Here is an 11,755-nt window from a genome sequence, read left to right on the forward strand (position 1 = left end):
GATCGTGGACCCGATCACGAACCCGTACGCCCCGGGCGCGGGCCAGCGCCCGCCCGAGCTCGCCGGCCGTGACGAGCAGCTGCGCACCTTCGACGTCGTGCTCGAGCGCGTCGCCCGCGGACGCTCCGAGCGCTCGATCGTCCTCACCGGGCTGCGCGGTGTCGGCAAGACCGTCCTGCTCAACGCCCTCCGCAGCTCGGCCGTGCGAGCCGACTGGGGCACGGGCAAGTTCGAGGCCCGCCCCGACCAGCGGCTGCGTCGACCGCTCGCCGCGGCCGCGCACCAGGCCGTGCGCGAGCTCGGTCACCCGCGTGGCGACGACGTCGACCACGTGCTCGGCACCATCAAGGCCTTCGCCCTGCGCGACGCCCCGACGGGGGCGAAGCTGCGCGACCGGTGGCAGCCGGGCATCGACGTCCCGGCCGTCACCGGCCGCGCCGACTCGGGCGACATCGAGATCGACCTCGTCGAGCTCTTCACCGACATCGGTGGCCTCGCCGCCGACGTCGGCAAGGGCGTCGCCTTCTTCATCGACGAGATGCAGGACCTCGACCCCGACGACGTCTCGGCGCTCTGCGCGGCGTGCCACGAGATCTCGCAGTCGGGTCTGCCCGTCATCGTCGTCGGTGCCGGCCTGCCCCACCTGCCCGCGGTGCTGTCCGCCTCGAAGTCCTACTCGGAGAGGCTCTTCCGCTACTCGCGCATCGACCGGCTGCCCCGCGACTCCGCCGACCGGGCCCTCGTGGGGCCGGCGACCGAGGAGGGCTGTGAGTTCACGCCCGAGGCGCTCGACGAGATGTATGCCGTGACGGCCGGCTACCCGTACTTCATCCAGGCCTACGGCAAGGTCGTGTGGGACGTCGCGCCCTCCTCACCCGTCACCGCCCAGGACATCAGGGTCGCGGTGCCCGAGGCCGAGTCCGAGCTCGCGGTCGGCTTCTTCGGCTCCCGCTTCGAGCGTGCGACGCCGGCCGAGCGCGAGTACCTCCGGGCGATGGCCGACGCGGCCCTCGTCAACCCGCCTGCAGGGGAGGGATCCGCGGAGGGGAGTGCAGGAGCGCCCTCCGACGAGACGGCATACGTCCGCGACGGGGTGAGCGAGCGCGAGGCCGTGCCGACGTCCGCCGTGGCGGAGGTGCTGGGACGCAAGCCACAGTCGCTCTCACCCGCGCGCGACGCCCTCATCAAGAAGGGCCTCATCTACTCCGGCGAGCGCGGACTCATCGCCTTCACGGTGCCCCACTTCGGCCGCTACCTGCGCACCCAGTCCTGAGCGCCGGGAGCGTCAGTCGGGCGCGTCGCCGGCCGCGACCTCGAGGTGCGCGCGTCGTCCGTCGCGGTCGAGCACGAGGATGACCTCGACCGGCTCGTCGTCCGCCGTGACGGCGTGCGGGACCATCGTCGAGAACTGCGCCGACTGCCCCTCCTCGACGACCACGACGCGCTCGCCGAGGTGCAGCCGGGCCGTCCCCGACAGCACGGTGAACCACTCGTGACCGGGGTGCACGCCGAGCCGGCCCTCGTGCCGGGTGGCCGTGATGCGCATCTTCGCCACGACGAGACCATGGGGCTCGTCCTCCCTCGTGAGCAGCCACGTCGTGCGCCCGTGGGCCGTGTCGCGGCGCGGGTGGATGACGACGTCGTCGTCGCTCGCCAGGTCGACGAGCTCGTCGATGCTCGTGCCGAGCGCGCGGGCGATCGGACCCAGCTGGTCGATGGCGATCCGGCGGTGGCCGGTCTCGATCCGGCTCAGAGTCGACGGGCTGAACCCGCACCGGCCGGCGAGCGCGTCGAGGGACCACCCCCGGGCGAGGCGGAGGCCGCGGATGCGGGCGCGGATCACGGCATCGAGATCGAGTTCTTGCGTCATCAGCAAGATCGTATGCCGTGTGCGCAAGGGCGTCCTACCGTGGCAGGCATGACACACGGACACCACGGGGACGCCCACCACGCCCACGACGACGCCGACTCCGAGGCCGGGGGCGCCGACCTGCTCGACCTCGACGGCGAGGTGCTCCGGGACTACTGGGACACCGCGCTCGACCGCGTGGCGGCCGCCGTCGCGTCGGCGCCGTCCGTCGCGCCGGTGCGGGTCGTCGACCTCGGCGCCGGTACCGGCACCGGGTCGCTCGGCTTGGCGCGTCGGCTCCCCGAGGCCGAGGTCTATGCCGTCGACATCTCCGCCCCGTCGCTCGCTCGCGTCGACGCCAAGGCGCGGGTCGCGGGAGTCGACGACCGCGTCCGCACGGTAGAGCACGACCTCGACGCCGGCTGGCCGGACCTCGCACCGGTCGACCTCACGTGGGCCTCGATGGCGCTGCACCACCTCGACGACCCGGTGCGGTCGCTCGGCGACCTCCGTCGGATGACGCGCGAGGGGGGCCTCGTCGCCGTGGCCGAGTTCGACGAGCCGATGCGCTTCCTGCCCGACGACCTCGGCACCGGCACGCCCGGCTTCGAGTCCCGCGCGCTCGCAGTGCTGAGCGCGGCGCACGGCGAGGAGCTGCCGCACCTGGGCGCCTCGTGGGCCCAGCTGCTCGGCGAGGCGGGCTGGACCGTCGTCGCCGAGCACGAGATCGACATCGACCTGCCCTCGCCGGACCACCCGTTGGCCGGCCGCTACGCCAGGACCTGGTTCGACAGGCTCGCGCACGGGCTCACCGACCGGCTCGAGGCCGAGGACCTGCGCATCCTCGAGGACCTGCTCGACGACGACGGGCCGCACGCACTGCTCCACCGCACCGACCTGCACCTGCACGGCGTCCGCACGGTGACGATCGCGCGCCGCTGACGGCGAGCCGGGCCGGTCCGAATTCCATTGTGTGGCATGGTTGCCGACCGTGCCCGCTCGCTCGTTGACTCGCCTGATGACCGTTGTCGTCGCGGCGGGCGTGGCGCTCGCAGGGTGCGGGCTCCCACTGCCGTCGCCCGGCGCCGGCGTCCCGCACGCCCCGACCCGGGTTGTGCCCGGCACTGCAGCAGGCGGAGCCGCGTCGAGCACCGGGCCGTCCTCCGTCCCGACCCTGACACCCGCCGAGGCGCGCGCGGCGCTCACGACGCTCGACGGTCTCCCGGTCAAGGGCCGGGCTCCCAGGACCGGCTACGACCGGGACGCCTTCGGCCCCGCGTGGAGCGACGACGTCGACGTGAGCCTCGGTCACAACGGCTGCGACACCCGCAACGACGTGCTGCGCCGCGACCTCGTCGCCGAACGGTTGAAGGCCGGCACGCACGGATGTGTCGTCGTCTCAGGCACGCTCGCGGATCCCTACACTGGGCACAGCATCGGATTCGTCCGAGGACGCGCCACGTCGTCGAAGGTGCAGATCGACCACGTCGTCGCCCTCGGCGACGCCTGGGTCACCGGCGCGCAGCAGCTGACCCCGACCGAGCGCAGGACCCTCGCGAACGACCCGCTCAACCTGCTCGCCGTCGACGGCCCGACCAACAGCGCCAAGCGTGACGCGGACGCCGCGTCGTGGCTGCCTCCGAACAAGGCCTACCGCTGCGCCTACGTCGCGCGTCAGGTTGCCGTGAAGTCGCGCTACCGCCTGTGGGTCACCGCGGCGGAGAAGGGGCAGATCGCTCGGGTCCTCGGCGGGTGCGCGCGAGCGCGCTGACTCCGTCTGTCGCCGGGGAGGTGGAAGGGCCGGACCCCACCTGACTGCCAAGCCGTGAGGGAGGGGTGGAGTGGCAGTCAATCCCGGCCCTTCCAGTAGGACACGCTACGGGAGCAGGCTGCCGGACGGGGGCGAAGAGATCGACGAATCCCTCGATTCGACCGGAAATGCGTCTTTCGCCGCTCTTGTGGGCGTCACGACATCGATGACCCGTTCTCCGGGAATCGCCCGAATCGCCTTCCGGCAGCACGTCGCCCACCTGTGACGGGGTGCGCCCTAGCCTGCTGGCATCCGGGGTCCTCGGCATCCCGGCGACCGCTGGCGGACCCGATGCCCAGACCGACAGAACGCCCGACCGCCTACGTGCCGGGGCTCGACGGAGTTCGTGCCCTCGCGGTGGCGGCTGTCGTCGGCTACCACCTCGGGGTGCCGGCCCTCGGCGGAGGGCTGCTCGGGGTCGGTGTCTTCTTCACGCTCAGCGGCTTCCTCATCACCGGTGTCCTCGTCTCCGGCTGGGAACGCACCCGGACGGTCGGGCTGGGTCGCTTCTACGTGCACCGCGCCCGTCGGCTGCTCCCGGCCGTCGTCGTGCTGCTCGTCGTCGTGTCGTTCGTCTCCGTCGTCACGCACCCCGACACCGCGGGCGAGCGCCTGGCCGAGTCCGTGGCCGCCCTGCTCTACGTGAGCAACTGGAAGACGATCTCGGACGGCGAGTCCTACTTCCAGCGGTTCAGCGGGCCCGGGCCCTTCGACCACCTCTGGTCCCTGGCCGTCGAGGAGCAGTTCTACGTCGTGTGGCCCGTGCTCCTGCTCTGCCTCCTCGTCGTGGTGCGGGGTCGGCTGCGTGGCGTCGCGACTCTGACGACCGTGCTCGCCCTCGCGTCGTTCGTGCTCCTCTGGCTCCTCGCCGTGCCGGGCTTCGACAACACGCGGGCCTACGAGGGCACGGACGCCAGGGCCGGAGGGCTTCTCGTCGGCGCCGCCGTGGCCCTCGTCTGGCGTCGCGGCTCAGTGCCACCGGTGGCCGACCGCAAGGACCGTCTGGTGCTCGACGGCGTCGGTCTCGGCTGCCTCGTCGTCGTCCTCGTCCTCATGACGCTGACGGACGAGTACTCGCTCTCGCTCTACCGCGGCGGACTGCTCCTGCTGTCCGTGGCCACGGCCGGACTCGTCGCGGTCGTGTCGCACCCGCGGTCACGACTCGGCCGCCTGCTCGGGATCCGGCCCCTGCGCTGGGTCGGCGAGCGGTCGTACGGCATCTACCTCTGGCACCTGCCCGTCGTCGCCCTGACAGGGCCGGAGATGCTGCGGGGGCATCACGGGCTCCGGGGCGCGCTCCAGCTCGGGCTGACGCTGCTGCTGGCGACGCTGTCGTGGAACCTCGTCGAGGACCCGATCCGCCGGCACGGCTTCCGGCGCGCCCTCCGCCCGCGACGGCCGCGGCCCGGCGACCTGCCGCGCGCCGTGCCGTCGATGCCGGTCGTCGCCGCCGGCACGATCGCGCTGGCGCTGGTCTCCGTCACCGCGCTCAGCGCGGCCGCGCTCGTCGGCGGGGGACGGGCGGACGACCGCGCTCTCGACCCGGGCGCTCCGCCCCTGCCACCGACGACCGCCGCGACCTCGACGTCCCCACCCGCGGCGTCACCGACGTCGCTGACGTCCCCGACCTCAGCGACGTCCCCGACCGCAACGCCCTCGCAAGCTCTGCCGCGCACGTCGTGCACGTCACTCGTCCACGTCGGGGACTCGACGTCCGTCGGTCTCGTCGACCCGGCATACCAACCGCGTGCCGCCACGCGCCTGCCCGCCCAGTACGCCCGCGTCGGGGTCACGAGCTTCGTGCCGGACATCCTCGGCGCGCGCTCGATCGTCGAGACGTTCCGGGGCCAGCCGAACGCCGAGAGCGCCGTGACGTCGAGGACCGCGCACGGGTATGCCGGGTGCTGGGTCCTCGCGATGGGCACCAACGAGGTCGCGAACCAGTACGTCGGGGGTGTCGTGCCGCTCGCGGACCGGATCGACCTGCTGATGCGGCCGATCGGCAACCACCCGGTGCTGTGGCTGACGGTGCGCACCACCGACACCTCGGGGCCGTACGCCGACCGCGAGATGGAGAAGTGGAACGCGGCGCTGCTCGACGCGTGCAGCCGCTACCCCACGATGCGCGTCTACGACTGGCGCGCCGAGGTGAAGCGCTCGTGGTTCGTCGACGACGGCATCCACTTCACGACGAAGGGCTACGCCGAGCGCGGCAAGCGCATCGCCGACGCGCTGGGCCGGGCCTTCCCGGCCACGGGCGCGCCGGCCCCCGGCTGTCACGTGCGGTCGGGCGACTGACCGGCCCGGACGCCCCGGCCACCAGCCGGTTTCGCGACGAGGCCCCCGGGAGGGCATGCTCGTCGCATGCGCGCGGCCGTCGACCTCCTTCTCGTCGTGGCGCTCCTCGCCGTCGCGGTCCACCTCGCGCGGAACGACCCGCGCCGATGGCGGATCGGGGTCCTGGTCCTCGGTGCGCTGTGGGCCGCGCTGTCGGCGGTCGGGGTGGACGTGCTCGTGCTCCCACGGGTCCTCTCGGTCGTGCTCGGACTCCTCTTCGTCGGCAACGGCCTGCGCCTGCTGCGCCCCGAGGGCCGGGGTCTGACCAACGTCCTCGCCCTGCTCCTCGGCCTCGCGATCCTGACGGCGACGGCCGTCGGGATCGGCGTGGCAGGCTCCGGCACCTCCGGCGCGATCGCCGCCGTACCGACGGGGCCGGAGGTCCTCGGGATCGTCGTCCTGCTCCTGCCCGGCTACCCGGCGCTCGCCTTCGGCAGCTTCGCGCTCTACTGCCTGACCTACCGGCGTCACCCTGCGCGCGTCGAGCCGGCGGCCGTCGTCGTCCTCGGCTCGGGACTCGTGGGCGGCACGGTGCCGCAGCTGCTCGCCCACCGACTCGACGCAGCCGCCGAGGCGTGGCGCGCCGAGCGCGACCGCGGCCACGAGTGCCTCCTCGTGCCGAGCGGCGGCCAGGGCGACGACGAGCCGATGTCCGAGGGGGTGGCCATGACCGCGTACCTCATGGCCCACGGCATACCCCAGGCGTCGGTCGCGACGGAGGACCGCGCGACGACGACCGAGGAGAACCTGCTCCTCTCACGCGAGATCCTGCGCTCGCGTGGGATCGGCGACGCCGGGCCCCTGCGCGTCGTGACGAGCAACTACCACGTCGGCCGCGCGGCCCTGCTGGCCCGGCGCCTCGGCATCGACGCCGACGTCACCGGCGGCCCGACGGCGTGGTACTTCGTGCCGAGCGCCTTCGTGCGTGAGTTCCTGGCAGCGCTGACGCTCCACCCGCGCACCAACCTCGTGGGGCTGGGCGTGTGGGCGGCGTGGACGGCGTGGCTCGCGTATGCCGTCCTGCCCGCCTGAGGGCGCCCCGCGCGGTCAGGACGTGGCTGACCCCTGAGCCAGGTCGTCGCGGAGCACCCGCTTGAGCAGCTTGCCGCTCTGGTTGCGAGGCAGCTCGTCGACGAAGTGGATCGCCTTGGGCAGCTTGAAGGGCGCGAGGCTGGCGCGGGCATGGTCGACGAGCTCGGTCTCGGTCACCGTCTGCCCCTCGCGCAGGACGACGACGGCGGTGACGGCCTCGACCCAGCGCTCGTGCGGCGTCGCGATGACGGCGACCTCGGCGACGGCGGGGTGGGTGTAGAGCACGTCCTCGACCTCGCGGGAGGCGACCATGACGCCGCCGGTGTTGATGACGTCCTTGATGCGGTCGACCACGGTGAGGTAGCCGGCGTCGTCGCGGGTGACGAGGTCGCCGGAGTGGAACCACCCGTCACGGAAGGCCTCGGCCGTCGCGTCCTGCTTGTTCCAGTAGCCGGTGCACAGCTGCGGCGACCGGTAGAGCAGCTCACCCGACTCTCCGGCGGGGACGTCGGTGCCCTCGGGGTCGACGACGCGCGCCTCGACGAAGAGCACGGTGCGGCCGCACGCCTCGGGTCGCTCGGCGTGCTCCTCGGGACGCAGCACCGTGGCGAGCGGGCCGATCTCGGACTGCCCGAAGCAGTTCCAGAAGCCGAGCCCGGGTAGGCGCTGCTGGAGCCGGTCGCGCACCGGGACCGGCATGATCGACGCGCCGTAGTACGCCTTGCGCAGCGAGCTGAGGTCGGCGGTGTCGAGCGCCGGGTGGTTCGAGAGCGGCACCCACACGGTGGGCGCGAGGAAGAGCGAGCCGATGCGGTGCGCGGCGACGCGCTCGAGGATCGCCGCGACGTCCGGCCGGGTCAGCAGGTGGTTCGTCGCGCCGACCGCGAGGTAGGGCAGGAGGAAGACGTGCATCTGGGCCGAGTGGTAGAGCGGCATCGAGTGCAGCGGGGCGTCGTCCTCGCGCAGGTCGAGGCCGACGATGCAGGAGACGTACTCGTGGACGAGGGCCCGGTGCGTCATCATCGCGCCCTTGGGCTGGGACGTCGTGCCCGAGGTGTAGAGCAGCTGGACGAGGTCGGTGTCGCGCGTCTCGACGTCGAGCGCGGGCACGTCGCCGTCGCTCCACCTCGCCAGCACGGCGTCGTCCCCGCCGTGGAGCAGCAGCACCTGCTCGAGGTCGGTGTCGGCGCGGACGGCCTCGACGCCGTCCCGAAGCGCCACGTCGACGAGCGCCACCCGGGCGCCCGAGTCGCGCAGCAGGTAGGTCAGCTCCGGGCCGGTGAGGGCGTAGTTGACGGGGACGTGGACGAGGCCCGCGCGGGCACAGCCGAGGTAGGCGAGCAGGTAGGCGTCGGAGTTGACCCCGACCGTCGCGACGCGGTCGCCGCCGGTGAGCCCGAGACCGAGCAGGTGCGCAGCCGCACGGGACACGGCGTCGTCGAGGGCGGCATACGTCCAGGTGCGGTCGTCGAAGACGAGGGCGACCCGGTCGGGATGGCGCGCGGCGCTGCGGCGGACGATGTCGTCGACGGTGCTCGAGGTGATCTGCGCGGTGCTGGCGCTCATGGGGTGTCTCCGGGGCTCGGGCGGTCGTCGGGTCGAGGGGTTCGGTGGGTCGGGGCGGCGAAGGACTCGAGGAGGGTGCCCGCCTCGGCGCCCCCGGCTAGTCGCGCGATGGTCGCGGCCTCGTCGGCGAGCTGGACGGCATACGGGCGCTCACCCGCGAGACGCAGCAGGCGGGCCGCCTCGCCAACGGCCTCGCGCGGCAGGGCGGCGATGGCGGCGACGACCTCGCCCGCCCGCGCGTCGAGGTCCGGGGCGGGGCAGACCTCCGTGACGAGACCCCAGTCGAGCGCGGTCGCCGCGTCGACGGGGGTGCCGGTCAGCAGGAAGAGGGCGGCCCGGCGAGCGCCGACCGCGCCGGGCAGCAGGGCGCTGACGCCGCAGTCGGGCGACAGTCCGACGCTGGGGTAGGCCGCGACGAACGTCGCGTGGTCGGCCGCGAGCACGATGTCCGATGCGAGCACGAGGCCGACACCGGCTCCGGCGGCGGCGCCCTGGATCACCGCGACGACGGGGACGGGCAGCGCGCGCAGGGCCGTGAGCGTCTCGTGCAGCACGCCCGCCAGGTCGGCGACGAAGGCCCGACGCTCGAGTGCCGCGGCCATGGCCCGGACGTCGCCGCCGGCGCAGAAGAGCCGGCCGTCGGCCCTGAGGACGACGACGCGCACCTGCTCGAGCGCGCCGACCGCCCGGACCGCGTCGCGCAGCGCGATGGCGGTCGGCAGGTCCACGGCGTTGCCGGCGTCGGGTCGCGCGAGCCGGATCGTGGCCACGCCGTCCGACACCGACAGCATCGGCACCGTCGTCGTCACGGCCTCATCCTGCCCCGCCGGAGCCGCCGTGGGGAGGGGCAGCGCCCGAAACGACCGCACGCGTATGCCGTCCGGTGCGGTCGGCGGGGCCGTACAGTGACTGGGCATGGACTTCGTGACACGAGGATTCCAGGGTCGGCCCCGCGGCCGTGACGACCGGCTGCCCCCGGGCCAGTACCTCACCGGTGACTTCCCGGTGCTGTCGGCGGGCCCCACCTCCAACGTCGACCACGACCAGTGGGAGCTGTGGGTCGCGACCGAGGACGGCACCCGCCACACGTGGTCGTGGGTCGAGCTCATGGCTCTCCCCGCCGAGACGGTGACCGTCGACATCCACTGCGTCACGAGCTGGTCCAAGCTCGACACCGAGTGGCGCGGGGTCTCCCTCGACACCCTCCTCGCCGACGTCGAGACGGCCGCCGACTTCGCGATGGTGCACAGCTACGGCGGCTACACGACGAACCTGCCGCTCGAGGACCTCCTCGACGGACAGGCCTGGGTCGCCTACGGCTACGAGGGTGACGACCTCCGACCCGAGCACGGCGGCCCCGCAAGGCTGCTCGTGCCGCACCTCTACTTCTGGAAGTCGGCCAAGTGGGTGCGCGGCATCGAGCTGATGCTCGAGGACTCGCCCGGCTTCTGGGAACAGCTCGGCTACCACGACTACGGCGACCCATGGCGCGAGCAGCGGTACCAGGGGGACTGAGCGCCCGGCGCGTGTGGCGGGAGGCCACGCTCGTCGAGCGACGTCCCGAGACCGACAGCGCCGTGACGCTCGTCCTCGACGTCGACGGGTGGCCCGGTCACCTGCCGGGTCAGCACGTCGACGTGCGGCTCACCGCGCCCGACGGCTACACCGCGACCCGGAGCTACTCCGTCTCGGCGCCCGAGCGCGGCGACCGGGTCGAGCTGACCGTCCAACGCGTCCCGGACGGCGAGGTCTCGACCTTCCTCGCCGACGGTCTCGCGGTCGGTGACGCCGTGCGTCTGCGCGGGCCCGTCGGTGGCTGGTTCGTCTGGCGCACGGGGCAGCCCGGGCCAGTGCTGCTCGTCGCCGGTGGGTCCGGCGTCGTCCCGCTCATGGCGATGCTGCGGGCCCGGCACCCCGGCGCACCGCCCTTCCGTCTCGTCTACTCGGTCCGCGGACCCGACGACGTCATCTACCGCGACGAGCTCGCGGCGCTCGCCGCCACGGCCGGCCTCGAGATCCGGCTCGTCCACACGCGCCGGGCCCCCGACGGCGACGAGCGCCCGGTCGGCCGGCTGCGCGAGTCGGATCTCGTCGCTCCCGGCTGGACGGGGGAGGACGCACCCACGTGCTACGTGTGCGGGCCGACGGGTTTCGTCGAAGGCGCTGCCGACCTGCTCGTCGCGCTCGGCCACGCGGCCGACCGCATCCGGACAGAGCGATTCGGGCCGAGCGGCCCGTGAAGGAGGACCTCTCATGACGATCCCCTCTGGCCGGGGGCCTGCGGCTGCGTACGACGGCAACCTCATGGCCGGCCCGCTCTCGGAGCTCTTCGCGCTCGACGTCACCGTGGCCGTCGTCCGGTGCCGTGGCTGTGGCGCGGACGCGGAGGTCGCGACGCTGCGCGTCTACGGGCCCGACCCCGGCCTCGTCGGTCGCTGCCCGGGCTGCGACGACGTGCTGGTCCGGGTCGTCCGCACTCCCGACGCGGTGTGGCTCGACCTCGGCGGCGTCACCTCGCTCCGCGTCCCCGCGCCGGCTCCGGCTGCGGCTCCGGCCGTGAATCCGCCTGTGGTACCGCCCGCCTGACGCGTCAGGTGAGGAGAGCGTGGATGCCGACCGCCCCGAACGCGACCACCATGACCACGACGACGATGCCGGCGAACCACAGCGCGCCGAGCTGCTCGCCGTTCATCCTCTCGGTCCAACCCAGCTCCTTCGCGACCCGGCGCACGAGCTCCCGGCCCTCGCCGGCCCGGAACGAGTAGTCGACGACCTTGCCGACCCGACCCGTCCGGGCATCGACGCCGAACTCGACGCGCCGCGAGTAGCTCATCACCCGGCCACGCTTGAACGACCTCTGGGCCGAGAGCGACGCGGTCCCGCCGCTGTAGCTGACGGTGTTGTCGACGTCGGTGATGCCGTAGCGGCCGTCGTCCCTCAGGTGGACCTCGTGGGTGAAGACGCGCTTGAGCCCGTGCGCCCGGGTGATGGTCAGCCACCGGGCGTCGGCGAGGTCGATGGTCAGGTCGAAACCGTACGGGCGTTCCGCGACGGCATACGGCGTGCCCTCCGCGGCGGCGCGGGCACGGTCGACGAACTCCTGCGTGCTGCTGCTCATGCTCTCCCCTGTGTGTCGGTGGTGGGCGCGGGACTCCGCGCCC

12 protein-coding genes are annotated in these 11,755 nt (G+C 73.3%); 8 read left to right on the top strand and 4 right to left on the bottom strand.

The features are described 5' to 3' along the window. Positions 1-4: 4 nt before the first annotated feature. A complete protein-coding gene (locus H283_RS0110695) occupies positions 5-1,273 on the top strand; it encodes an ATP-binding protein (RefSeq protein WP_020143515.1) in 1,269 nt (422 codons plus the stop codon). A 12-nt stretch (positions 1,274-1,285) separates the two neighbouring features. On the opposite strand, the gene H283_RS28130 is transcribed toward H283_RS0110695, so the two are convergent. Continuing rightward, entirely contained in the window at positions 1,286-1,870 is a 585-nt protein-coding gene (locus H283_RS28130; RefSeq protein WP_028785500.1) for a helix-turn-helix domain-containing protein, read from the bottom strand. A gap of 48 nt (positions 1,871-1,918) precedes the next feature. On the opposite strand from H283_RS28130, the gene H283_RS0110705 reads away from it, so the two are divergent. From H283_RS0110705 to H283_RS0110720, 4 genes are all read left to right on the top strand, one after another. Further along, positions 1,919-2,791, top strand: a complete 873-nt coding sequence (locus H283_RS0110705; RefSeq protein WP_020143517.1) for a class I SAM-dependent methyltransferase — start codon at positions 1,919-1,921, stop codon at positions 2,789-2,791. Between the two features lie 76 nt (positions 2,792-2,867). Beyond that, positions 2,868-3,620 (top strand): HNH endonuclease family protein, encoded by a 753-nt coding sequence (locus H283_RS0110710; RefSeq protein WP_081633838.1) that lies wholly within the window; start codon positions 2,868-2,870, stop codon positions 3,618-3,620. 330 nt (positions 3,621-3,950) lie between these two features. Continuing rightward, the gene (locus H283_RS24745) at positions 3,951-5,957 is read left to right on the top strand and encodes an acyltransferase family protein (protein WP_081633839.1); all 2,007 of its coding nucleotides are present in this window, start codon (positions 3,951-3,953) and stop codon (positions 5,955-5,957) included. 66 nt (positions 5,958-6,023) lie between these two features. Continuing rightward, positions 6,024-7,028, top strand: coding sequence for a YdcF family protein (locus tag H283_RS0110720; protein WP_020143520.1), 1,005 nt, complete (start codon positions 6,024-6,026; stop codon positions 7,026-7,028). A 15-nt stretch (positions 7,029-7,043) separates the two neighbouring features. Here H283_RS0110720 and H283_RS0110725 read toward each other — a convergent pair whose 3' ends face one another. Together H283_RS0110725 and H283_RS24750 are read right to left on the bottom strand one after the other, a co-directional pair. Then, positions 7,044-8,594: a fatty acyl-CoA synthetase gene (locus H283_RS0110725; RefSeq protein WP_020143521.1), complete on the bottom strand. Its 1,551-nt coding sequence runs from the start codon at positions 8,592-8,594 to the stop codon at positions 7,044-7,046. Then, positions 8,591-9,403 carry an enoyl-CoA hydratase/isomerase family protein gene (locus H283_RS24750; protein ID WP_020143522.1) on the bottom strand — a complete coding sequence of 271 codons (813 nt, stop codon included), beginning with the start codon at positions 9,401-9,403 and terminating at the stop codon, positions 8,591-8,593. The genes H283_RS0110725 and H283_RS24750 overlap by 4 nt, the downstream gene beginning before the upstream one ends. A 106-nt stretch (positions 9,404-9,509) precedes the next feature. On the opposite strand from H283_RS24750, the gene H283_RS0110735 reads away from it, so the two are divergent. Genes H283_RS0110735 through H283_RS24755 form a run of 3 tightly spaced genes read left to right on the top strand, consistent with a single transcriptional unit; the run spans position 9,510 to position 11,180 of the window. Then, positions 9,510-10,109 carry a sulfite oxidase-like oxidoreductase gene (locus H283_RS0110735; RefSeq protein WP_020143523.1) on the top strand — a complete coding sequence of 200 codons (600 nt, stop codon included), beginning with the start codon at positions 9,510-9,512 and terminating at the stop codon, positions 10,107-10,109. Positions 10,110-10,120: 11 nt separating this feature from the next. Continuing rightward, positions 10,121-10,834: a ferredoxin reductase gene (locus H283_RS0110740; RefSeq protein WP_020143524.1), complete on the top strand. Its 714-nt coding sequence runs from the start codon at positions 10,121-10,123 to the stop codon at positions 10,832-10,834. Between the two features lie 13 nt (positions 10,835-10,847). After that, positions 10,848-11,180, top strand: a complete 333-nt coding sequence (locus H283_RS24755; protein ID WP_020143525.1) for a DUF6510 family protein — start codon at positions 10,848-10,850, stop codon at positions 11,178-11,180. A gap of 4 nt (positions 11,181-11,184) precedes the next feature. Here H283_RS24755 and H283_RS0110750 read toward each other — a convergent pair whose 3' ends face one another. Continuing rightward, a complete protein-coding gene (locus H283_RS0110750; protein WP_020143526.1) occupies positions 11,185-11,712 on the bottom strand; it encodes a hypothetical protein in 528 nt (175 codons plus the stop codon). Positions 11,713-11,755: the final 43 nt, after the last annotated feature.

The organism is Terracoccus sp. 273MFTsu3.1 (assembly GCF_000383675.1).
Classification (GTDB): domain Bacteria; phylum Actinomycetota; class Actinomycetes; order Actinomycetales; family Dermatophilaceae; genus Terrabacter.

What these genes read in the sequence shown, in the direction of transcription:
- H283_RS28130 (WP_028785500.1), bottom strand. Translation starts at nt 1,870, where the DNA reads ATGACGCAAGAACTCGATCTCGATGCCGTGATCCGCGCCCGCATCCGC.
- H283_RS0110705 (WP_020143517.1), top strand. Translation starts at nt 1,919, where the DNA reads ATGACACACGGACACCACGGGGACGCCCACCACGCCCACGACGACGCC.
- H283_RS0110710 (WP_081633838.1), top strand. Translation starts at nt 2,868, where the DNA reads ATGACCGTTGTCGTCGCGGCGGGCGTGGCGCTCGCAGGGTGCGGGCTC.
- H283_RS24745 (WP_081633839.1), top strand. Translation starts at nt 3,951, where the DNA reads ATGCCCAGACCGACAGAACGCCCGACCGCCTACGTGCCGGGGCTCGAC.
- H283_RS0110720 (WP_020143520.1), top strand. Translation starts at nt 6,024, where the DNA reads ATGCGCGCGGCCGTCGACCTCCTTCTCGTCGTGGCGCTCCTCGCCGTC.
- H283_RS0110725 (WP_020143521.1), bottom strand. Translation starts at nt 8,594, where the DNA reads ATGAGCGCCAGCACCGCGCAGATCACCTCGAGCACCGTCGACGACATC.
- H283_RS0110735 (WP_020143523.1), top strand. Translation starts at nt 9,510, where the DNA reads ATGGACTTCGTGACACGAGGATTCCAGGGTCGGCCCCGCGGCCGTGAC.
- H283_RS24755 (WP_020143525.1), top strand. Translation starts at nt 10,848, where the DNA reads ATGACGATCCCCTCTGGCCGGGGGCCTGCGGCTGCGTACGACGGCAAC.
- H283_RS0110750 (WP_020143526.1), bottom strand. Translation starts at nt 11,712, where the DNA reads ATGAGCAGCAGCACGCAGGAGTTCGTCGACCGTGCCCGCGCCGCCGCG.